Raw genomic sequence first — 20,869 nt, forward strand, 5'->3', positions numbered from 1 at the left:
CATAGCCTGTCATCACCCGCCCTTCCCCGCCCCTACTGCGAGCCCGATCCACCCGCTACGATCTTCTCGTTGAGCTTCTGATCGACGGTCTGGACCGTGCGGTCGATCTCGGCGCTGGGCACGCCGAGTTGATCGGAAACCAGCTTCACCAGAAGATCGACCCGTTCGATGAAGGGCGCGCCACTGGCTACCGCCCGCGCGGCCGACGACGGCTTGAGCAGGCTTTCCGCCGCCTTGGCATATTTCGCGAAAGGAACCTGATCCGCCGGGTCGGCGCCGAGACGCCGGGCGATGCCGTCGACATGGTCGTAGATCGACTGCGAAAGTTTCAGGTCGCCGTGCACGGCGTCGCGGATCGACTGCGGCTCGTGCGGCGTGATGCAGCGGTAATTCCCGGTCAGCAGCATCGACCATTTCGCCAGCGGAACGAACAGCGAGTCGAACACCTTGAGCTTCACCGGAACGTCCTTGCCATCCAGCGTCACCGCGTCGATATCGGTTTCGAGTTCGCGAAGCATCTTGTTGTGCTGCGCGTCTTCAAAGGCGGCCGCCTTGAAGTTGGTCGGCAGTCCGACGTGAAGGACATTCGCCGCCTCTTCCGGCGGACGGAAGGCCTGCGGATCGGGCGAGCAGAGCGACACCAGTCCCGGCTTGAACCGCTCCCATACCGACGCATTGGTATAGGCCTCCTCCAGGTCCATGTCCGCCAGTGCCGGGATCCGTTTGAGATAGGGCAGCGGCGGCATGTTCATGATCGAAAGGCAAGGAAGCCCCGCCGCGGCGATCTTGATCATCAGAACGCGGATCGTATGGTTGGTGTATTGCGGCTCCTGCATCGCAAGACCCACCAGATCGTAACGGGAAAGGTCGACATTTGCGGGCGTGGTCGCGTCCAGTTTGCCCGGTAGGTCGCGCGAGAAGATCGCGCGGTGCACCGCCTCGTCGCGCAGCTTGATGCGAACTTCGGTGCCGTCGCGATTGATGAGGTCGGCCGTCTTGTTCCGGCAAACCAGGGTCACGTTGTGCCCCGCCATCAAAAGCTTCGTCGCCAGAAGCGAGCCATACGAGGCCCCAAGGATCAAAATGTTGCGCGCCATACTCTCTCTTTCACAGGTGATACCAGAATTCTCTCTGATGGCCCGACCCCAGCGAGGCCGAAAATTTCGTCCGTGGCATACAACGAATTGATAGGCGTTACAATCACATAGCGCCCCTCTTTTTCATCTCCTGCGGCAGGCAGATCGCCCTTGCGGCCGGGAATGATTGACGCCTTTTTCCGTCCGTGGAAGCGTGGGATTCGAAACCACACAATCGATGGGTATTCGGCGAGGCCGTCAACGGCACGGAGGACAATAACGTGTTCACGCGACGCGCCTTCTCAATGTCCGCCGCTGCCGCGGTCCTCGCCGGGGGAAGCAGCGCCCGCGCGCAAGGCGCCTTTGCTACGCAAAACATCCGCCTGGTCGTCGGCTATCCGGCCGGCGGCGGTGTCGACATTGTCGCCCGGCTCCTCACGGACCCGATGAAGGCGGCGTTCGGCCAAGCGGTGCTTGTTGAAAACAAGCCCGGCGCGGCCGCGATGATCGCGGCACAATCGGTGGCCCGGGCGACCCCCGACGGCCATACGCTGCTGGTCTCGGCGGCCGGCGAGGTCGCGGTCAATCAGCATATTTATAAGGAGCGGATGGCCTACGATCCGCAGAAGGAGCTTACGCCGGTGGCGCTCGCCGGCATCGTGCCGTGCGTGGTGGTCGTGGCGGCGACCACGCCGGTCAAGACACCGGCAGAGCTGATCGCCTACGCGCTGGCGAACAAGGGAAAGCTTTCCTTCTCTTCGTCGGGCGTCGGCAACCCGCAGCATCTTGCCGGCGAGCTGATGAACCGCATGGCCGGCACCGACGTCCTGCATGTTCCCTATCGAGGGTCTGCACCGGCCGTGACCGACGTGGCTGTCGGCGCGGTGACGATGAGCTTTTCCAGCCTCGGCGCGGCGCTCCCCTTGATTCTGGATGGACGTCTGCGCGCGGTTGCCGTCACATCGCGCGAGCGCATGCCGCAATTGCCCGACGTGGCCCCGTTGAGCGAAGGTGCACCGGCGCTTGCCGGATATGAGCTGCTCAACTGGTTCGGCGTGTTCGCGCCATCGCCCACGCCGGAGCCGTTACAGGCGCGCCTGTTTGAAGTCGTGTCGAACGCGCTGCAGGAAAAAGCGACGATGGAGAAGCTCCTGATACAGGGCATCGTCCCGCGGCCGATGACGCTCGCCGAGCTGCGCAGCTTCGTGCGGTCGGAGAGCGAGAAATTCGGCAGGGTTGCCGAGGCCGCGAAAATCCGGGCCGAGTGAGAAACTCACGCCGGGCTTGAAAGGGACAGACGTCCTCAGGACCTTGTCGCCAGCACCACGCCGGCCAGCGTGAAGACCAGCGCCACGACCTGCGTCAGCCCGAGCGGCTCGCCGAGCGCGATCGCGGATGCGACCACGCCGATGACCGGCACCGCCATGGTGCCGATCGCCGCGACCGAGGCCGGCAGGCGGGCGAGCGCGGCAAACCAGCTGACATAGGCGATGCAGAACTGGATCACGGTCGAATAGATCAGGAGCCACCAGCCGAGCTGCGTCACTTTCTCGATATGCGTGGTCTCGAAGGCATAGCCGATGATGACGATCGGAAAACATCCGAGCCCGATCTGCCAGGCCGCGGCCGGGATCGGCGGCAGCGGCACCGGCAGCTTCTTCGCTAGCACCGTGCCGAGCGCAAAGCCGAGCGCGCCGCCAAGCGCCATCACGATGCCCGGCAGTTTTTCTGATGTGGCTGATATGCCGTTGCCGCCCATGATGGCGGCCAATCCGGCAAACGCCATCACCAGCGCGACCGTGCGCAACACCGTCGGCCGCTCGCCGAGCACCGGCCAGGCCAGAAGCGAGGCCCATACCGGCATGGTGTAGGCGATCAGCGCCGCCTCGCTCGCCGGCAGCCACAGCAGCGCCAGCCCCATCAGCACCATCCAGCCGGTGACGTTGAGCAGCGCCGCCAGCATCAGCCGCGGCCACAAATGCCGCTCGACCTTCAGGCTCTGGGAGCGCGCCAGCGCCAGCACCGCCAGCAGCACCGCGCCGATCACGCCGGTCGAGCCACGCAAGGTCAGCGGCGGCAACTCGCTCAGGAGATATTTTGTGACAGGCCAGTTAAAGCCCCAGCCCACCGAGGTGATGGCGAGGAACATCAGGCCTGCGGGCGCGATCCGCGCCGGCGCGGTGGGTTTTGATTCTGTCATGGAGCCCGGCAAGGGATGGAATCAGCACGCACCATGGCGCGTATCCGCGCTTCCGACCACGGGTGCGCAGACATGCCAGACCTCCCCTGCCCGTAGCCTTAACGGCGCGCTCCGTAACCTCACGTGAGTCTCTCCAGTGCAATCCCGGCGGCTGAAAAAATACCCGCCCTGTGAACAGCGGGGCGAAGGTGGTTTCCACACGCCGCAACAATTTTTTTCCCTTGGGAATCCCTGAGGACTCACTGATACTTGGCAGCATCACAGGGGCGGCATCACCCCCTGTTATCCCTTACTTTCCACCATATTTAGTATTTGATTCAGGAACTCGTACTAGTCCTTGACGGGCCCGACGGGTTTGGCCTAGCCTTCTTCCTGTTCGGCGCGAGTGAGTTTTGGGTCCCGCCGGTCGCTCCCAAATGGGTTCCAGAACGATCACTCCGTCAGCCGGTTGAGGCACGGATCGGGGGTTCGTCTGCCCAAAAAAGGGGGGCGACCAGGGGCGCTGAAAAACGAGCCGAATGGCTCACGTGACGAGTTACGGGCGTTGGGTGGAGGGGTTGGCCTCGCTGGCGGGCGGGACGAACCCCTTGGGGCGGCGAAGACAGAAAACAGGGCCGGGTCCACCGGTAGAGCTTGCGGATCTAAGGCCCAAGGTTGCCTTCAACCTTGGTGCCGGCGGTTCGCTCATTGATAACATCCGGCAACCGCGCCAAATGCGGACCGGTCAATAAGACGGGGCACGACCATGCGAATCGAACGGCGCAACACCACTTCCGGCCAGTCACCCTATGCAGGGATTGATTTCAGGCTGACGACATCGGAGATCCGCAACCCTGACGGTTCGATCGTGTTCCGGCTGGAAAATGTCGAAGTGCCCCAGTTCTGGTCCCAGGTCGCCTCCGACGTCCTGGCCCAGAAGTATTTTCGCAAGGCGGGCGTCGCCGCGCGTCTGAAGAAGGTCGAGGAAGAGACGGTTCCGTCCTGGCTGTGGCGCTCGGTGCCCGACACCGAGGCGCTCGCCCTCCTCCCGGAATCCGAGCGCTATGTCAGCGAGCTCAGCGCCAAGCAGGTGTTCGACCGCCTCGCCGGCTGCTGGACCTATTGGGGCTGGAAGGGCAGCTATTTCTCCACGGAAGAAGACGCGCAGGCGTTCTTCGACGAGCTGCGCTTCATGCTGGCCAAGCAGATGGTCGCGCCGAACTCGCCGCAGTGGTTCAACACCGGCCTTCACTGGGCCTACGGCGTCGATGGACCGGGCCAGGGCCATTATTACGTCGACCCGTTCACCGGCAAACTGACAAAATCGAAGTCGGCTTACGAGCATCCGCAGCCGCACGCCTGCTTCATCCAGGGCGTGGGTGACGACCTCGTCAACGAGGGCGGCATCATGGACCTGTGGGTGCGCGAGGCGCGCCTGTTCAAATACGGTTCCGGCACCGGCTCGAACTTCTCCCGCCTGCGCGGCGAAGGCGAAAAGCTTTCCGGCGGCGGCCGCTCGTCCGGCCTGATGAGCTTCCTCAAGATCGGCGACCGCGCCGCGGGCGCGATCAAGAGCGGCGGCACCACGCGCCGCGCGGCCAAGATGGTCGTGGTCGACGCCGACCACCCGGACATCGAGACTTATATCGACTGGAAGGTGAAGGAGGAGCAGAAGGTTGCCGCGCTGGTCACCGGCTCCAAGATCAACCAGAAGCACTTGAAGGCGGTGCTGAAGGCCTGCGTGAACTGCGAAGGCTCCGGCGACGATTGCTTCGATCCCGAAAAGAACCCGGCGCTCCGCCGCGAAATCAAGCTCGCACGCCGCGCGCTGGTGTCCGACAACGTCATCAAGCGGGTGATCCAGTTCGCCAAGCAAGGCTACAAGGACATCGACTTCCCGACCTACGACACCGACTGGGATTCGGAAGCCTATCTCACTGTCTCCGGCCAGAACTCCAACAACTCGGTTTCGCTGAAGGACGATTTCCTGCGCGCGGTGGAAACCGACGGCGACTGGAACCTGATCGGCCGCACCAACAAGAAGATCACCAAGACTTTGAAGGCCCGCGAGCTCTGGGAAAAGATCGGCCACGCCGCCTGGGCCTCGGCCGATCCCGGCCTGCACTTCAACACCACCATGAACGACTGGCACACCTGCAAGGCGTCCGGCGATATCCGCGCGTCGAACCCGTGTTCGGAATACATGTTCCTGGACGACACGGCGTGCAACCTCGCCTCCGCCAACCTGATCACGTTCTATTCGACGACGACAAAACGCTTCGACGTCGAATCGTATGAGCATCTTTGTCGTCTGTGGACCATCGTGCTCGAAATCTCCGTGATGATGGCGCAGTTCCCCTCGAAGGCGATCGCCGAACTCTCCTACGAGTTCCGCACGCTGGGCCTCGGCTTTGCCAACATCGGCGGCCTGCTGATGACCATGGGTCTGCCTTACGACTCCAAGGAAGGCCGTTCGCTGTGCGGCGCGCTGACCGCTGTGATGACCGGCGTGGCCTACGCCACCTCGGCCGAGATGGCCAAGGAGCTCGGCCCCTTCCCCGGCTACAAGAAGAACGCGGCGCACATGCTGCGCGTGATCCGCAACCATCGCCGCGCGGCGCATGCCGAAAGCCGTGGCTATGAGGCGCTGGCGGTCAATCCCGTGCCGCTCGATCACGCCTCCTGCCCGCAGGCTGACGTGATCACCCACGCCAAGGCGGCCTGGGACAAGGCGCTCGAACTCGGCGAATTGAACGGCTACCGCAACGCGCAGACCACCGTGGTGGCGCCGACCGGCACCATCGGTCTCGTGATGGATTGCGACACCACAGGCATCGAGCCTGATTTCGCGCTGGTGAAGTTCAAGAAACTCGCCGGCGGCGGCTACTGGAAGATCATCAACCAGGCAGTCCCCGTGGCGCTGCGGACGCTCGGCTACAGCGAAGCTGATATCGCCGAGATCGAGGCCTACGCCGTCGGCCATGGCTCGCTCTCCAATTCGCCCGGCATCAACGTCTCCACCCTGAAGGCCAAAGGCTTCACCGACGAAGCGCTGGCCAAGGTTGAAAAGGCGCTGCCGACCGCGTTCGACATCAAGTTCGCCTTCAACAAGTGGACTTTTGGCGAGGACTTTTTGCGCGAGACGCTCAACATAGCGCCGGAAGCCATCGCTGCCCCCGGCTTCGACCTGCTCTCGGCGATCGGTTTCAGCAAGCGCGAGATCGAGGCCGCCAACGTGCACATCTGCGGCGCGATGACGGTCGAGGGCGCTCCCCACCTCAAGGCCGAACATTACGCGGTGTTCGATTGCGCCAATCCCTGCGGCAAAATTGGAAAACGTTATCTGTCGGTCGAGAGCCACATCCGCATGATGGCGGCGTCGCAGCCGTTCATCTCGGGTGCGATCTCAAAAACCATTAACATGCCGAACGACGCCACCGTCGAGGATTGCAAGTCGGCGTATCTGCTGTCCTGGAAACTCGCGCTGAAGGCCAACGCGCTCTACCGCGACGGCTCGAAGCTGAGCCAGCCGCTGAACTCGCAGCTCATCAGCGATGATGACGACGAGGACGATGCGACCGAGGCGTATTACGACAAGCCGATGGCCGCGCGTGCCGCCCAGGTCTCGGAAAAGATCGTCGAGAAGCTCGTCGAGCGTATCGTCGTGATGCGCGAGCGCGAAAAAATGCCGGACCGACGCAAGGGCTACACCCAGAAGGCGGTGGTCGGCGGCCACAAGGTGTACTTGCGAACCGGCGAGTATGACGACGGCCGTCTCGGCGAGATCTTCATCGACATGCACAAGGAAGGCGCCGCGCTCCGCTCCTTCATCAACAACTTCGCCATCGCCGTCTCGCTCGGCCTGCAATACGGCGTGCCGCTGGAGGAGTATGTCGACGCCTTCACCTTCACCCGCTTCGAGCCGGCGGGCCCCGTGCAGGGCAACGACTCGATCAAGTACGCGACCTCGATCCTCGACTATGTGTTCCGCGAACTCGCGGTCAGCTACATGTCGCGCTTCGATCTCGCGCATGTCGATCCCTCCGAGTCCAACTTCGACGCGATGGGCAAAGGCGTCGAGGAAGGCAAGGAGCCGTCCGACGGCGCGAGCCAGCAGGCGACCAAATATCTGTCCAAGGGCCTGACCCGCTCGCGCACGGATAAGCTGGTCGTGATGCGCGGCGTCGATGCCGACGCCCGCGGCTCGGGCAACGTCACCGCGATCGCCGGCCACGGCGCAAGCGCGCGCGCCTCCGACGCGCATGAAGGCGCGGTTGCGCTGAAGCAGGAAACCAGCCACGACCTGTCGCCAACGGAAAGGCTGGACGCCCTGAAGTGGAGCAAGGCCGGCAGCGCGGCAGTCGCGGTCGCCCCGAGCAAGGCCGAACGCCGGGCGGAAGCCAAGGCCAAAGGCTACGAAGGCGAGATGTGCTCGGAGTGCGGCAACTTCACGCTGGTGCGGAACGGGACGTGCATGAAGTGCGATACGTGCGGAAGCACGACGGGGTGTTCGTAAACCTTCAGCCCTCGGAACCAACGAACAGTTAGTTCCGAGGGCTTTAACTATGGCCTCTCATGAAGAAATCACATCCAGATGAATGCGCATGTGCAATTTGCCGCAACGAAAAGGACTTCGACTTTCCTGAGCATCTGCTCGATAAAATTGCAAGTGGAGACGTCGTAGTCTTCGCAGGAGCAGGAATCAGCACCGAGAATAGGTCGCACTGTCAATCTTCTCTCTATGAACAGATACAATCAGAACTAAAGTCAGTCACCAACCTATCTTTCCCCGAGTTGATGGACGCCTATTGCGCCCAGCCTGACGGCAGAATCAAACTTCTAGAAAAGATAAAAAGCCGGTTCGACTATTTCTTGTCGTTTGACAATTTCATTCGACCGATGACGCGCTTTCATCGTGCGATATCACCGCTCCACATGATCAAGGACGTAGTTACGACAAATTGGGACGACTTTTTCGAGAGAACATGCAATTTCGACGCCTTCGTCTATGACAGCGATCTGGCCTTTTGGGATGCGTCCAAACGACGGGTCATGAAGATCCACGGCTCAATAACAAATTTCGGATCTTTGGTTGCCACAACGAGTGACTACGAGCAGTCGTTTAAGCGACTAAACGATGGACCATTGGGAGCCCAACTTAAGTCACTAATTGCGCGCAAGACCGTCATCTATGTCGGATATTCCTTGTCGGACGAGAATTATCTTCAGCTGTTGGCTAATATTGCACGGCTAATGCAAGGCAATCTCCGGCAGTCCTACTTTATCTCGCCAATAATCGATGACCAAAAGCTCGCGAGGGCTCCCGTATCTTTGATTCCAATTGAAACGGACGGCTCATATTTCTTCGAAAGCGCACGGGCCAGATTAGCCGAACGGTGTGGTATCATCTGTCAATCGGCTTGCAAATTTGACCCCTCATCGGCGTCCAATTTTGACCCCTTTGCGCGGCGGGGTTTGCTGGTAGCGCTCGTCTCGTCGGAGCTGGCCGGGATAGCGGAGGCGAGACGAGCGCGGGTGGCGTGATCGTCGTCTCGGCTTTTGAACCGCCAGCTATCGTTGCCGGTCTCGACGATGTCGCAGTGATGGGTCAACCGGTCGAGCAGCGCGGTGGTCATCTTGGCGTCGCCGAACACGGTCGGCCATTCGCCGAATGCGAGATTGGTGGTCACGATGACGGAGGCGCGCTCATAGAGCCGGCTGACGAGGTGGAAGAGAAGCTGGCCACCGGACTGGGCGAAGGGCAAATAGCCGAGTTCATCCAGCACGATGAAGTCCATCCGGGTCAGATGCTCGGCGAGCCGTCCTTGCCGTCCGTTGCGGGTCTCGGTCTCGAGGCGATTGACGAGGTCGACTACGTTGAAGAAGCGGCCGCGGGCACCGGATCGGATGCAGCTTCTTGCGATGGCAATGGCCAGGTGGGTCTTGCCGGTGCCGGTGCCGCCGACCAGCACGACGTTGCGTTGTTGGGCGATGAAGCCGCCGCCAGCGAGATCATTGACGAGAGTCTGATTGATCGGCGTGCCTTCGAACTGGAAGTCGGCGATGTCCTTGGCAAGGGGCAGCTTGGCAATGGTGAGCTGGTACTTGATCGAGCGGGCCTGCTTCTCGTTGATCTCGGCGGAGAGCAGGTCGCCGACAATGCGCTGAGGTTCGTGCTGGCGCTTGACGGCAGTTGCCATGATCTCGTCGAAGGCAGCCTTCATGCCGTAGAGTTTGAGTTCGCCCATGAGGTCGAAGATTTGGGTTCGTTCCATCAGATGGTCCTCCGGAGGTTGTCGTAGCGGGCACAATCGGCGATCGGCGCATGGCGGAGCGTCAGTGCGGCCGGCGTCATGATGTTGGCCGGTGGGGTGGGTTCGCGTTGACGAGCCAGGATGTTGAGCACGACATCGGCGGAATGGACGCCATGACCGAGGGCTTCGGCACAGGCGGCTTCCACCGCAGGCAGACCGTCAGTCAGCACCGCGTTGAGGATGTCGACCATCTGCCGGTTGCCGTCATCGGTGCTGGCGAGCCTGCGCCGGATCCGCTCGATCGCGGCCGGCAGCACCCAGTCCTTGAACGGAGCGCCGTTGCGCAAGGCGCCGGGTTTGCGGGCGAGCACCGGCACATAGTGCCAGGGGTCGTAGACAGTCTCGCCGCGGCCAAAGGATCGCGGGTGCTCGGCAACGATGCGGCCATCCTGACGGATCACGATGCGATCGGCATAGGCTTGAACCTCGACCGGTCGTCCGACTGCGCTGGCTGCGACCGAGTACTTGTTGTTGTCGAAGCGCACCAGGCAGGTCTTCGAGACCGATGCCGTCACCGCATGGAAGCCGTCGAAGCGGCCGGCATAGGGAACGAGTTTGGGGCGTTCGGCTTCGAACACTTCCCAGATCGTCTGATCGACCAGCTCCGGATGGCGATGCGCCTTGGCGTAGGCGATGCATTTGTCGAGCAGCCAGGCGTTTAACTCGTCGAGGTTTTTGAACCGCAGCCGCGGCGTGAAGAAGCGTTCCCTGACCAGCCCGACCTGGTTCTTGACCTGCCCCTTTTCCCAGCCTGACGCTGGCGTGCAGGCGACCGGATCGACCAGATAGTGACTGCACATCTGCAGGAAGCGGCGATTGTAGAGACGGCCTTTGCCGACGAAGATCGTCTCTACGGCGGTCTTCATGTTGTCGTAGATGCCGCGGGTGCAGGTGCCTTTGAACAGGGCGAACGCCCGGTCGTGGGCGTCGAACACCATCTCCTGCGTCTCCCGTGGATAGGCCCGCACGAACAGCATGCGGCTGTGACAGAGCCGGACATGGGCGGCCTTCACCATCACCGTGGTGCCGCTCAGCAAGACCACCTCGTGGCTCCAGTCGAACTGGTAGGCTTCGCCTGGGGCAAAGCTCAGCGGGACATAAGCGGCCGCGGTCGATTGCCCGCGTTCTTTGCTCCACCGTCTGGCGTAACGCCGCACCGCATCGTAACCGCCGTCATAGCCGCGGCCGCGCAGCTCTTCGAAGATCCGGATCAACGTCAGCTGTTCACGAGCCGATTTAGCCGCGTTCGCCGCCAGCAATCCGTCAAGCTCTACTGCCCATCGTCCCAGCTTTGGCCGCGGCTGCACCTGCCGCTCGTACTCGAAGGAGGTCTCTCCCGACCTCAGCACCTTCCGAACCGTGTTCCGCGACACCTTCAGGTCACGGGCGATCTCCTTGATCGTCTTGCCCTTGATGAAGTGCTCGCGCCGGATCCGGGCAATCGTCTCCACGATCAGCATCCCCCACCACCTGCTTCGTTCCAAAGCAGGCAGCGCAACAGATCAATCTGTAGGGGGTCAATTTTGGACGCCGATCCCCCGGCTTAGGGGGTCAATATTGCAGGCCGAATGACAATCATCCGCGATGAAGCGTTTAACTACTGCGCCGAATTGCTTGACGAAGTCGCTGCGAGCCACAACAAAACAGCGGACGCATTTATTCGCAAGCAACACCCTCTTCTTATCTTCCTCCTGAGCTATCAGGATGGTCTAATTCACGCGCTCCAACGAATCCTGCGAATGCGGAGAACCGGGGAATATCACTCGAAAATCTCCGTCCACGCGCGGATTCACAGCTACGAACATCGAATAGAGGAGCTATCGAAGAGCAAAGATCATTGGAACGCTACCTATGCTCTAGGATACCAGACTGGACTCCTCTTCTTGCTGCTAAAGTCAGTGGACGACAATGGCCCGGCACCGCCCCTATTCAGCGCGCCATTTAACGTGACGGTTCGATCGCTATCGGGGGCACTCAAGTATCCTAAGGAGAAGCTGCCCCGGTCCGTTAATGCCCAAGCCAATCGAATATTAAAAAGGCACCCTAAGGACGCGCAGCTGATTCCTGACCACACTCCGTATCTCTAAACAAGCGTAGCCCGGATGAGCGAGAGCGACATCCGGGACAGCTCTAACCTCACCCCGATATCCCTTCGCTCATCCGGGCTATGCTCGACCTTTCGGTCCTGTAACAAGATGCCTCGCGACTTTTCAGTTTTCGTTTCGGAGGCGTGCGAAAGGCATTTCGTATCTTGGACCACGGCAAAACTTTGCTTTCCCCGCAAGGTGCAGACGCGTCAGGGCAGCTTAATCTTGATTGGCGTCGGCGCGCCTTCTTTCTCTGCGTCAAACATCACCAACACTCTCAAATGACCTGGGCCTTCTTTGCCCAACGGCAGCAGCCCCTCGGGTTTCCGCGCAGGATCGAACGGCAATTCGGATAACAATTTCACGTCGTTACTCTCACCATCCCAGCTATAGATAGCATAGCGACCGGGCACGCTTGATGAAGGGCCTGCAAGAATGAGAATGCGACCTTCGAAGATCGCGAGATCTCGCACACCTCGGCCGCCCAAGGGAAGCCGGAATAGCCGATGCGCAGTACCTGACCCGCCGAACAAAACATCGATGCGGACTCCCAAGATAGCAGCGCGGGATCCGTTCAATATCGGTCCGCGGAAACCGGCGAAGAGGGTTTCGCCGCGGCCGTCGATCGCGATTCCCTCAATTATCACGCCATTGTTTTCCGGCCATTGGCCCATGAACGGGGCTAAGGCAGGTTCGGCGGCAATAATCTTGCTCAGCCGACTCGTCCGTTCAACAACAGCAGATGCGGGATCGAGTTGAGCGGTCATTTTGAATCTTACAATCTGACTGTTCGCTGCGTTGCGCGCCCTGAGCGCTTCATCTATCTCCTTCGGGCCGATACCACGAGGACGCCCGTGCGATCCTATGACGTAAAAATACTCGTTCGAAAACGCAACTCCCTCGCCGTTTAGCAACAGCGGTTTACCGTTGAAGGTATCGTCGATGAGCTTAATCGTTGGACCAGCTATGAGCTCACCATTATTCAATTGGACAAATTGCGCATATTGCGAATCGTCATTGCTAAGCAGACAGAGAACCACGTGAACCAACTCATGAATATCTGCCAGACCTTGAGATAGGAGTCCTGAATCAATTCGAATTCGGATTTAATCTCCGCCATAGTCGTCTCCCCCGTTTCCCTGCACCTATGGTTGCGCAACTTTCGAGCGAGCGCAAGCGGATTACCCTACATAGTTACGGCGACAACGCTGTTGTTGGAATGCAGATCAATTCCGCTGTACATCATCTTCGCCTCCTCGTGGCCAATTCGATGACTTCGAACTCACTTTAGCTCCACCGCCTTCTTGGTCGCGAAGGCCGGCTAGATGATCTTCAGTGCACCTAACTTGCCGGTGATGCTGACCGAGGCGCGATCCATTGAGTGCACCGTAATGCACGTAATGCAGGCAAGCATGGTCTCGCGCTTGGTGGGCTCCATCTAGGTAAGCTCCCAGGGCTGTTTCGGCAGGCGCGCCTCGGAGACCGCGAGTAGCGCGCCGCCGTGCCTGCGGTTCTCGTCGCGCTCACGAAGATGAGCACAGCGATATCCGAGATTGCTCAGAGGCCCTCGCCCCGAATCTGTGATCTGGCCCATACGCGGTTCAAACCACCTGCCCTACACCTTCGCCCATGTGCTTGAGTTCCGGAGACGGATATGGACGACGAGTTTTGCAGGGAAAGGGCACGGACCGTCAGGGCCCTCGCCGAGCGAGCTGATCCATTGATCAAGCGGCGGCGGCTGCAGCTGAATCATGGTGACAGTGCACTTAACTTGCCAGTAATGCGGAGTTTGTCATCGGGCGCGCACTCGCGCGACCAGTTAGCTGACCCGCCCTACTCGCTCGATGCCTCTTTATTGCAAGCCGCGCTTATGCAAGGCGATGATTACGATGCGAATGATGCAGTCAGACATCGACTCGTCTTGCAGTCGCAATCTCTGCAGCCATTGCCACGTTGCCGCGTCGATCTCGGTCCGCCAGTTGCCGTTCGGCAGGCGCTGTCCGGACGGGGGTTCGAACACGCTCGCAATCAGGGCGCGGCATTCCTCGGTGATTTCGGTATCCGGCATCGTTTGAATGGAAGGAAGTCCTCGCGCCCCAGCGCCGCCGGGTGTTGCCCTGATCCGGCAAAATGCACTAGTTAAATCGCGGCAATGCCAATTGAGCCAGCGCGGGCCTTTTGCCTCGCGCTGCGTCCACGGCCGCGCCCGGTAGCAATTCTCGAAATTCTACGTGTCAGCAGGCCTTCCTTTGCGAAGGAAAGCCTGCTGAGTCATGTTAGCTTTGCAAAATCACGTCGGGTTCAGATGACGGAGCAAGGTTTCGAATTTCACCATCCGCGATTCACGTGGCGCACTTCGCCGGTTCGCGAGTCGACATAGACCTCCATCCATCGGCCGCGGCCGTCGCGGCCTTCGATCTCCCACTGATCGCCCTGGAACTCGGTGTGAGACACCGTCATGATGCCGAGATCGGTCGCGACGTCGAGCGCGACCTGCATCGAGATCTGGCCACCGGAATCCTGGGCCATGGCAGGTGACGCTGCGCCAAGCGCCAGGGCGGTAACGATTGGAAGAATGACACGTCGCATGGAGCACTCCTGTCGAACGTTGAGCCGATACGCCAGCTAGAACGAGCGGCAGCGGCAATGTGTTCCGACATTGGAGATCGCGGAACAGCATGAAACTTCGGCAGTTGGGGCGTTTTGGTGGCAGTTCCCTACTTACATCACGCAGCCTTGTTCTCCATCCGACTCCATTTTGTTCGCATGGAACGAATCGCATCAGCGCAAACAGGCGCGGATCAGTTTCTAACAAATGGTCGCGGCTCGCAGCAAGCGCAGCTCAAATGAGCGCAAGCAATCCGCCGTTCTGCGCTGGCGGGTTACGCATTCGCTAATCCCCTACTCGCTATCAACCATAGATAGAGCCACCGCCATTAATAGAGCGCAACCCATGATGCACGAGAAGAAGTCGCCCCCCCCGGCCGTATCGACGACAAGGTCGATCATCCCCGGATAGCCAAGGCTCCTACCGAAAATTCTTATTGAACATTGTTCATTTTTGGATTACTCATATTTGAGCAACGCTCAAAAACTGGAGAATCCGACAATGCAACCCGCTCCCGGTACGGACGTCTCGATCGGCCAGAGCCAGCCCATGGCCCCATGGATCAAGCACGCTCCGACGATCATCACCGTCGGCATGATCGTGATCCTGGCGCTGCACGGACGTATTGCGCAGCCGGCGCATTACCACGAATTCGCCGACCAGTCGGCCTCCTTGGGCATTCCCCACGCAGCCGATGTGTTTTCCAACGCGGGGTTCGCGCTGGTCGCGATCTGGGGCTGGCTGACATTGCGGCCCCGACGCGCCAGCGAGCATTTGCGCGCCGGATGGCCTGGCTACAGGCTGTTCCTGATCGGACTGTTCCTGACCGCTTTCGGGTCCGCGTTCTATCATCTCGCCCCGGACAATGCCCGCCTGATCTGGGACAGGCTGCCGATCGCGCTGGTTTGCGCCGGCCTGCTCGCCGGCGTCCGCGGAGACATAAGGGACGGATCGAACACCGGGATCGACGTGATCGTTCTCGCCCTCTACGCCGTCGCCAGCGTCGCATGGTGGGCCATCACGGACAGGAACGGCGCGGGTGACCTGCGACCGTATCTCCTGTTGCAAGGGCTCGCGCTCATCCTCATCCCGCTATGGCAAGCGATTTATCGCTGCCCGCGCACCGATCGCATCGCTTTCGCCACCGCGATGGCGCTGTACATCCTGGCCAAGGTCGCCGAGGTGCTCGACCACGAGATCGCGACCGCTTTCGGCTTCGTCACCGGACACACGTTGAAGCATCTGATCGCGACGGCAGCCACGGCCGCCGTCGCCTGGGGATTGATCCGACGATTTTCGCATGACGGTCACGCTGCGCATCGGGTAGATCAGCCGACCTGTCCGCCGTAGCTCAACGAACGAAGGCGGAAGGCGTAATCCACCATTCGTCCGCGCGGCGCACACAGCGGCTGGTTACGCGGAGTTTATCATCGGGCGCGCGTTTCGCGCGACCCGTTGGCTAACCCGCCCTCCCCTCCATACTCCAACCCCGGCCGCAGCCCCCGCATCTTCTTCCTTCGCCTGCGCCAGCCGATCCGCCACTGCCACGTGATCCTCATCGCTCTTGTGCTGATTGAGTTTGGCCTGCTCCTCGATCTCGTCGACGACGAGGTCGATCACGCGGATCGCTGACAGCGAGCGAGTAGCCCGCATGAGCGCAGCGAGATGCGGGATCATTCGAAACCCGGATGTCGCTTTTGCCCTGATCGAGATTTTGTAGCCGAAGGCATCAACGATCGGACGAACGTCAAGCCTGACGCCTGCGGTCCCCCTTTTCGCTTGATTTGCCCGGGCATGACCCTACGGTGCGCTCCGCCAAGAGGGTAACGAGACCGATTATGGACGATGCAATGAAATGCCCGGCATGCAATTCCGAGCATGCCTATCAGGATCGCGGCCTGTGGGTTTGCCCGGAATGCGCGCATGAATGGAGCGCCGAGGCGGCCGCAGCCACGGAGACCTCGCCCGAGCCGGGCGTCCGCGATATCAACGGCAACCTGCTTGTCGATGGCGACAGCGTCGTCGTCATCAAGGATCTCAAGGTCAAGGGATCGTCATCGGTCGTCAAAGGCGGAACCAAGGTCAGGAACATCCGCCTGACCGAGGCGACCGATGGCCACAACATCGCCTGCAAGATCGACGGCATCGGCGCGATGAATCTGAAATCGGAATTCGTGAAGAAGGCGTAGCAAGTCGCGAGAATGCACACTCGGCGATGAGCGCAAGGGCTCGACCCACGGGCTGCTGCCAGAGCGTGGCTAAAGCCACAAAAACCAGATCACGGCTGTTCTTGCAGGATCGGCGAACCGAGTTCATCGAAACGGAAGAGCTGAAAGACCCGCTGGCCGTTGAAGTCGAGGATCCTCAAATCATCAGTCTCGTGCAGATTGCTTTCGGCCGCTTGAAAATGCCCGCCGTAGCGCTCCTTCGCGAGCGACAATGGAACCTCAAACGCGACGAACTTGCCGATCCCTTTGTGCTTGAGCACCTCAAGAAGCTTCTGATCGCGTAAGGACTCGTGCGATGTGAGAATGAGCAGCGGACCGCTCGCCGTGAGCAGCAAAAGCGATTTCATCGGATCTTCCTTCGCGATTGGACTGAACTCACCCGTCATATCCAGTTGCGTAGCCCGTCAAGCCGCCAGCAACTCGTCGAGCAAAAAAGCCCGGCTCAAGGCCGGGCTTTTCATTCATTGGCGCTTGTCCTGACCGTGGCCTCCGCCACCGCCCGGTCCGCCGCCACCACCGCGTGGTGCGGCGTTGATGTGTGGCGCGCCGCCGCCCTGCGGCATCGCAGGCGCTGCTGCGCGCGGGGCGGCCGGGGCCGGCATCTGCGCGCGTGCGTTCATCGGCGGGCCACCGCCGCCGCGCGCCGCATTGGGCTGCGTCATGTGGGGCGTGGCACGCTCGATCCGCGGTGCAGCCGCACGCGGTTCGTCATGACCGCGGGCCATGATCGGCGGCGTCTGCGTGCGGGTGCGGGCCATCGGCTGTTCGCGCACGGTCGCTCTTGAGCTCTCACGCGTCATCCGCGCGTTCTCGCGCGTCATGCGGGGCTGCACCGCCGCGCGTTCGCGCACCTCCCGCGCGTTACGCGGTGCGATGTCTTTCTCCCGCGTCACGCGTTCGGTCACACCGGCGCGGGTCCGCTCCGTTGCACCGGCGCGCGTCCGTTCCTCGACACGGGCACGCGACCTCTCCTCGACACCGACACGTTCCTTTGCACGCGTCCTTGCCTCGGGGAGCGCCGCGTCGCGCGCTGCCGCCGCGCGGCCGATCCGGGCCGCCGAGCGGTCGACCGTCAACCGCGTCGCGAAACGCTCATGCGATTGCCAGTAGCCGTTCCAGTGGGCGCGGCGCTGATACCAGGGACGTCCCGCATAGTAGCTCGACCAGTACGAGGTCAGCACGAACGGCACGACGGGAACGTCGATCTCGTCGACATAGTCCGGCAGATAGACGTAGCGGTTGCGGTAGAGATATTCGAGATATTGCGACGACACCCAGCCACGATCATCCGACCAGCTCACATCGCACCAGGCGGTGCCTTTGAGACATCCGTGGATGTTGACACGGTCGCCGCCGGGAATGCGGTCGACCGTCGGAAAACCTGCACCGGGTCCTGCCTTCAGGCTGACCGTGGTGGTGACGATGCCCGGCGCCGCCAGTGCGGCGGCCGGCATCAGCAGCACGGTTGCTGCGATAAACAATGCTCTCAGTTTCATGGCGAGTTCCTCCTCATGAGTAGGAACGCCGTAGCGAAACAAGCGTTCCCTGAGGAGTGGTCGCGTTGGCCGAAGGACGCAGGCGTCTCGCAGGCGCGAGACGCGCCGCTCTTGTTTGTCATTCCGGGATGGGCCAATGGGTCGGGGCGTAGCAAGTAGCCCGGATGAGCGGCTTGTCCGCCGTAGCTCGCAGAGCGTAGGCGGAAGCAATATCCGCGTTTGCTCAGAGAAGGCCACTCGATCCGGATTTGTGATCTGGCCCATACGCGGTTCAAGCCACCTGCCCTACACTTTCGCCCATGGTGCTCGAGTTCCGGGGACGGATATGGACGAGGAGTTTTGCAGGGAAAGGGCCAGGACAGTCAGGGCCCTCGCCGAGCGAGCTGATCCATTGATCAAGCGGCGCCTGCTGCAACTGGCCTCCCACTATGAGCGCAGGCTCACGACGCCATCCGACATCCGGGACAACCAGGCGTCGGCAGTGTCCGAGCCGTCTGAGGGCGCTGATGGGCAAGAGGTCGAGCCATTGACCGAACGACCGGATCTTGACCGCGGTTAGCAAGTAGTGCGGATGAGTCAACGGGTCGCGCGAACGCGCGCCCGACGAGGAGCGTGATTGCGCTCGCGCAGTGATGACAGGCTCCGCGACATCCGGGACTGCTCTAACATCACCCCGGATATCCCGGCGCTCATCCGGGCTACGCCCGTTTTGGTTGTGGAGCGAGCAGGTCTCTTTTCATAGCTGCACCCTTAAGATGCTTTCGCTGTTTTGGCGCCAGACCTCAAGACGGGTGGTGTGGCAGCCGGCACACACTCTCGGCGTGAAGTGCGTCGTCATCAGCGAAAGAGCCGCGCTGTTCACAGACTTGCCGCAAATGCGTGTGGAGCATTGATGGGGACCATCAGCTGAGTATCAACCCATGCGTTTGTCAGTTCTGTCGACCGCCGCCGCCGAGCGCGCCGGCGTGCTTTGCTGTATCTTGTTTATGGTGATAAGCGCGCAAGCGCTCGCGCAGACGTCGGCCACGGACAATCCGGGCCCGACCGCAGCGCAACCTTCAGTGGCAGAGCAGGAAAAGCCTGCGACCGCTGCAGAAGAGAAACCGCCTGCCGCGGACGACAAGCCCGCCATTGCCGAGCAGAAGCCGGCGCCCGCGGAGGAGAAGCCAGCCATCGCGCAGGACAAGCCCGCGGCGGTGGAAGAGAAGTCGGCTGCCACGGACGACAAGCCTGCCATCGTCGAGCAGAAGCCGGCCCCCACCGAGGCGGCCTCACCAGTTGCGCAGGACAAGCCCGTAGCCGCCGAGGAGAAGCCGACTGCCGCGAACGAAAAACCTGCCATCGTCGAGCAGACATCGGCCATCCCGGACGCGAAGCCTGCGGTTGTCGAGCAGAAGCTGGCTCCTGCCGGGGAAAAACCAGCGGTTGCGCACAAGAAGCCCGCCTTGAAGCAGAAGTCAGCCGCCAGGCAACCCGAAGGCGCGTCCCGCAGCAGAACGGCAGAGCCCAGTAAACCGGTGCAACCGGCCAGGGCAGCCCAGAAGCCGCGCGAGCGGACCCTGGTCATGCTCTGCACCCGCTTCCGCACCTACAATCCGTCGTCCGGGACTTACCGGGGCTACGACGGCCAGACGCGTTCTTGCCGATAGGCGAACGCGGACGCGGCTGACGAGTAGCCCGGATGAGCGAAGCGACATCCGGGACAACTCTGCCACCGCCCCGGATATCGCTTTCGCTCATCCGGGCTACGGCGCTACTCACTCACTTCGCCAGCCCGAGCGACTTCAGCGCCTTGCCGTTGTCCTCGTCGTCCGCCTTCATGAACTCCGCAAAGCCAGCCGAATCCAGATAGATCATGTCGAAGCCGCGCCGGTTCATGAACTCCTTGAACTCGGCGCTGTCCCAGACCTTCTTGATCGCGGTCTCGTACTGCGTGGCAATCTCCTTCGGCAGGCCCTTGGGCGCCGCAAAGCCGCGCCACACGCCCTTGTGCCACTTGTGACCCGTCGCCTCCTCGGTGGTCGGCACATCAGGGAAGTTCGGCGCGCGGTTGGGTGAGAAGAACACCAGGCTGCGGATACGCCCCGCCTTGATCAGCGCCTCGGCTTCCGGCATCGAGCACGCGACGAAGTCGACGCCGCCGGCCGCGAGATCGGTCAGCGCGGTCGCAGCGCCGGTGGACGGCACCCAACGGATCGAACCGGGCGAAACGCCGTCGGCCTGCATCAGGCCGGCGAGCGCGACATGCCAGCTTCCGCCCTGCCCGGTGCCCGAGGCTACCAGCTTGTTCGGGTTCGCCTTGATCTGCGCGAACAGCTCCTTGACGTTCTTGTAGGGCGCATCCGCCTTGACGTGGATCGCGGCGGGGTCCTGGTTGACCAGCGCGAGCGGCGTATACTTCTCGAAGGTCAGATCGGTGAGCCCCACCCAGTGCATCAGGTTGATCTCGAGCGTGATGAGACCGAACGTGTAACCGTCAGGCGCGGCGGTGGCGATCGCCTGGTGGCCGACCACGCCCGACCCGCCCGTGCGGTTCACGACGTTCACCGGCTGCTTGAGATCGCGTTCCAGCATGTGGGCGATCTGGCGCGCGACCGCGTCGGTGCCGCCGCCGGCGGCCCACGGCACGATCAGCGTGATCGGCCGCTCCGGGAAGTCGGCCTTTGCGTTTCCGGCGCCGAGCAGGCTTGCGGCCGCAAGCGCGAAAAGCGCGAAATTCCTGACATGGCGAGACACTTGGCGAAACATTCGCAAACCCTCCCCCTTTGTTTTTGATGCGCCGGGTGCGACACCGCGACGCGCGCTTATGCGCTATTCGTCATTCGGACGGCGAAGCGCCAACATGTCAAGGAGAAGTGCCGGCACATTGGCGCAACGGACC

14 protein-coding genes and 4 pseudogenes are annotated in these 20,869 nt (G+C 61.6%); 6 read left to right on the forward strand and 12 right to left on the reverse strand.

Going from position 1 to position 20,869, the window contains the following annotated elements; genetic code table 11:
* Window positions 1-32: 32 nt before the first annotated feature.
* The gene (locus V1283_RS17965; RefSeq protein WP_334387780.1) at window positions 33-1,097 is read right to left on the reverse strand and encodes a ketopantoate reductase family protein; all 1,065 of its coding nucleotides are present in this window, start codon (window positions 1,095-1,097) and stop codon (window positions 33-35) included.
* A 284-nt stretch (window positions 1,098-1,381) separates the two neighbouring features.
* Here V1283_RS17965 and V1283_RS17970 point away from each other — a divergent pair, with 284 nt between their 5' ends.
* Complete coding sequence (locus tag V1283_RS17970) at window positions 1,382-2,344, forward strand: Bug family tripartite tricarboxylate transporter substrate binding protein (protein WP_334387781.1); 963 nt, start codon at window positions 1,382-1,384, stop codon at window positions 2,342-2,344.
* Between the two features lie 35 nt (window positions 2,345-2,379).
* Here the strand turns inward: V1283_RS17970 and V1283_RS17975 are convergent, their stop codons facing one another.
* Entirely contained in the window at window positions 2,380-3,276 is an 897-nt protein-coding gene (locus V1283_RS17975) for a DMT family transporter (protein ID WP_334387782.1), read from the reverse strand.
* 745 nt (window positions 3,277-4,021) lie between these two features.
* On the opposite strand from V1283_RS17975, the gene V1283_RS17980 reads away from it, so the two are divergent.
* Both V1283_RS17980 and V1283_RS44745 read left to right on the forward strand, forming a co-directional pair.
* The gene (locus V1283_RS17980; protein ID WP_334387783.1) at window positions 4,022-7,771 is read left to right on the forward strand and encodes a vitamin B12-dependent ribonucleotide reductase; all 3,750 of its coding nucleotides are present in this window, start codon (window positions 4,022-4,024) and stop codon (window positions 7,769-7,771) included.
* 419 nt (window positions 7,772-8,190) lie between these two features.
* A pseudogene (locus V1283_RS44745) lies at window positions 8,191-8,544 on the forward strand (SIR2 family protein); the annotation flags it as partial.
* A 122-nt stretch (window positions 8,545-8,666) separates the two neighbouring features.
* Here the strand turns inward: V1283_RS44745 and istB are convergent.
* The 6 genes and pseudogenes from istB to V1283_RS18010 all read right to left on the reverse strand — a co-directional run bounded on the left by istB (window position 8,667) and on the right by V1283_RS18010 (window position 14,245).
* On the reverse strand, window positions 8,667-9,530 hold the full coding sequence (gene istB / locus V1283_RS17985) for an IS21-like element helper ATPase IstB (RefSeq protein WP_334387784.1): 864 nt from the start codon (window positions 9,528-9,530) through the stop codon (window positions 8,667-8,669).
* Window positions 9,531-9,538: 8 nt separating this feature from the next.
* Window positions 9,539-11,029: pseudogene (gene istA, locus V1283_RS17990) on the reverse strand (IS21 family transposase); the annotation flags it as partial.
* Between the two features lie 836 nt (window positions 11,030-11,865).
* Complete coding sequence (locus V1283_RS17995) at window positions 11,866-12,696, reverse strand: DUF3616 domain-containing protein (RefSeq protein ID WP_334387785.1); 831 nt, start codon at window positions 12,694-12,696, stop codon at window positions 11,866-11,868.
* Between the two features lie 401 nt (window positions 12,697-13,097).
* Window positions 13,098-13,193: pseudogene (locus V1283_RS18000) on the reverse strand (FMN-binding negative transcriptional regulator); the annotation flags it as partial.
* 315 nt (window positions 13,194-13,508) lie between these two features.
* Window positions 13,509-13,724 carry a hypothetical protein gene (locus tag V1283_RS18005; protein WP_334387786.1) on the reverse strand — a complete coding sequence of 72 codons (216 nt, stop codon included), beginning with the start codon at window positions 13,722-13,724 and terminating at the stop codon, window positions 13,509-13,511.
* Between the two features lie 260 nt (window positions 13,725-13,984).
* Window positions 13,985-14,245, reverse strand: a complete 261-nt coding sequence (locus V1283_RS18010; protein ID WP_334387787.1) for a PepSY domain-containing protein — start codon at window positions 14,243-14,245, stop codon at window positions 13,985-13,987.
* Window positions 14,246-14,765: 520 nt separating this feature from the next.
* Here V1283_RS18010 and V1283_RS18015 point away from each other — a divergent pair.
* Window positions 14,766-15,614 (forward strand): hypothetical protein, encoded by an 849-nt coding sequence (locus V1283_RS18015; RefSeq protein WP_334387788.1) that lies wholly within the window; start codon window positions 14,766-14,768, stop codon window positions 15,612-15,614.
* Window positions 15,615-15,691: 77 nt separating this feature from the next.
* Here V1283_RS18015 and V1283_RS44750 read toward each other — a convergent pair.
* A pseudogene (locus V1283_RS44750) lies at window positions 15,692-15,899 on the reverse strand (hypothetical protein); the annotation flags it as partial.
* A gap of 203 nt (window positions 15,900-16,102) precedes the next feature.
* On the opposite strand from V1283_RS44750, the gene V1283_RS18025 reads away from it, so the two are divergent.
* Entirely contained in the window at window positions 16,103-16,453 is a 351-nt protein-coding gene (locus tag V1283_RS18025) for a zinc ribbon domain-containing protein YjdM (RefSeq protein ID WP_334387789.1), read from the forward strand.
* A gap of 89 nt (window positions 16,454-16,542) precedes the next feature.
* On the opposite strand, the gene V1283_RS18030 is transcribed toward V1283_RS18025, so the two are convergent.
* On the reverse strand, window positions 16,543-16,878 hold the full coding sequence (locus tag V1283_RS18030) for a cytosolic protein (RefSeq protein WP_334387790.1): 336 nt from the start codon (window positions 16,876-16,878) through the stop codon (window positions 16,543-16,545).
* A 75-nt stretch (window positions 16,879-16,953) separates the two neighbouring features.
* Entirely contained in the window at window positions 16,954-17,988 is a 1,035-nt protein-coding gene (locus V1283_RS18035; protein ID WP_334387791.1) for an SH3 domain-containing protein, read from the reverse strand.
* A 926-nt stretch (window positions 17,989-18,914) separates the two neighbouring features.
* Here V1283_RS18035 and V1283_RS18040 point away from each other — a divergent pair.
* Window positions 18,915-19,637 (forward strand): BA14K family protein, encoded by a 723-nt coding sequence (locus tag V1283_RS18040; RefSeq protein ID WP_334387792.1) that lies wholly within the window; start codon window positions 18,915-18,917, stop codon window positions 19,635-19,637.
* A gap of 112 nt (window positions 19,638-19,749) precedes the next feature.
* Here the strand turns inward: V1283_RS18040 and V1283_RS18045 are convergent, their stop codons facing one another.
* Complete coding sequence (locus V1283_RS18045) at window positions 19,750-20,736, reverse strand: tripartite tricarboxylate transporter substrate binding protein (RefSeq protein ID WP_334387793.1); 987 nt, start codon at window positions 20,734-20,736, stop codon at window positions 19,750-19,752.
* Window positions 20,737-20,869 lie beyond the last annotated feature (133 nt).

It is taken from the genome of Bradyrhizobium sp. AZCC 2262 (assembly GCF_036924535.1).
Taxonomy (GTDB): Bacteria; Pseudomonadota; Alphaproteobacteria; order Rhizobiales; family Xanthobacteraceae; genus Bradyrhizobium.

Excerpts from the sequence above, each read along its gene's own strand:
- V1283_RS17980 (WP_334387783.1), top strand. The coding sequence starts at position 4,022 with ATGCGAATCGAACGGCGCAACACCACTTCCGGCCAGTCACCCTATGCA.
- V1283_RS18015 (WP_334387788.1), top strand. The coding sequence starts at position 14,766 with ATGCAACCCGCTCCCGGTACGGACGTCTCGATCGGCCAGAGCCAGCCC.
- V1283_RS18030 (WP_334387790.1), bottom strand. The coding sequence starts at position 16,878 with ATGACGGGTGAGTTCAGTCCAATCGCGAAGGAAGATCCGATGAAATCG.
- V1283_RS18045 (WP_334387793.1), bottom strand. The coding sequence starts at position 20,736 with ATGTTTCGCCAAGTGTCTCGCCATGTCAGGAATTTCGCGCTTTTCGCG.
- V1283_RS18005 (WP_334387786.1), bottom strand. The coding sequence starts at position 13,724 with ATGCCGGATACCGAAATCACCGAGGAATGCCGCGCCCTGATTGCGAGC.
- V1283_RS17970 (WP_334387781.1), top strand. The coding sequence starts at position 1,382 with ATGTCCGCCGCTGCCGCGGTCCTCGCCGGGGGAAGCAGCGCCCGCGCG.
- V1283_RS17965 (WP_334387780.1), bottom strand. The coding sequence starts at position 1,097 with ATGGCGCGCAACATTTTGATCCTTGGGGCCTCGTATGGCTCGCTTCTG.
- istB (WP_334387784.1), bottom strand. The coding sequence starts at position 9,530 with ATGGAACGAACCCAAATCTTCGACCTCATGGGCGAACTCAAACTCTAC.
- V1283_RS18025 (WP_334387789.1), top strand. The coding sequence starts at position 16,103 with ATGGACGATGCAATGAAATGCCCGGCATGCAATTCCGAGCATGCCTAT.
- V1283_RS18010 (WP_334387787.1), bottom strand. The coding sequence starts at position 14,245 with ATGCGACGTGTCATTCTTCCAATCGTTACCGCCCTGGCGCTTGGCGCA.
- V1283_RS18035 (WP_334387791.1), bottom strand. The coding sequence starts at position 17,988 with ATGAAACTGAGAGCATTGTTTATCGCAGCAACCGTGCTGCTGATGCCG.
- V1283_RS17975 (WP_334387782.1), bottom strand. The coding sequence starts at position 3,276 with ATGACAGAATCAAAACCCACCGCGCCGGCGCGGATCGCGCCCGCAGGC.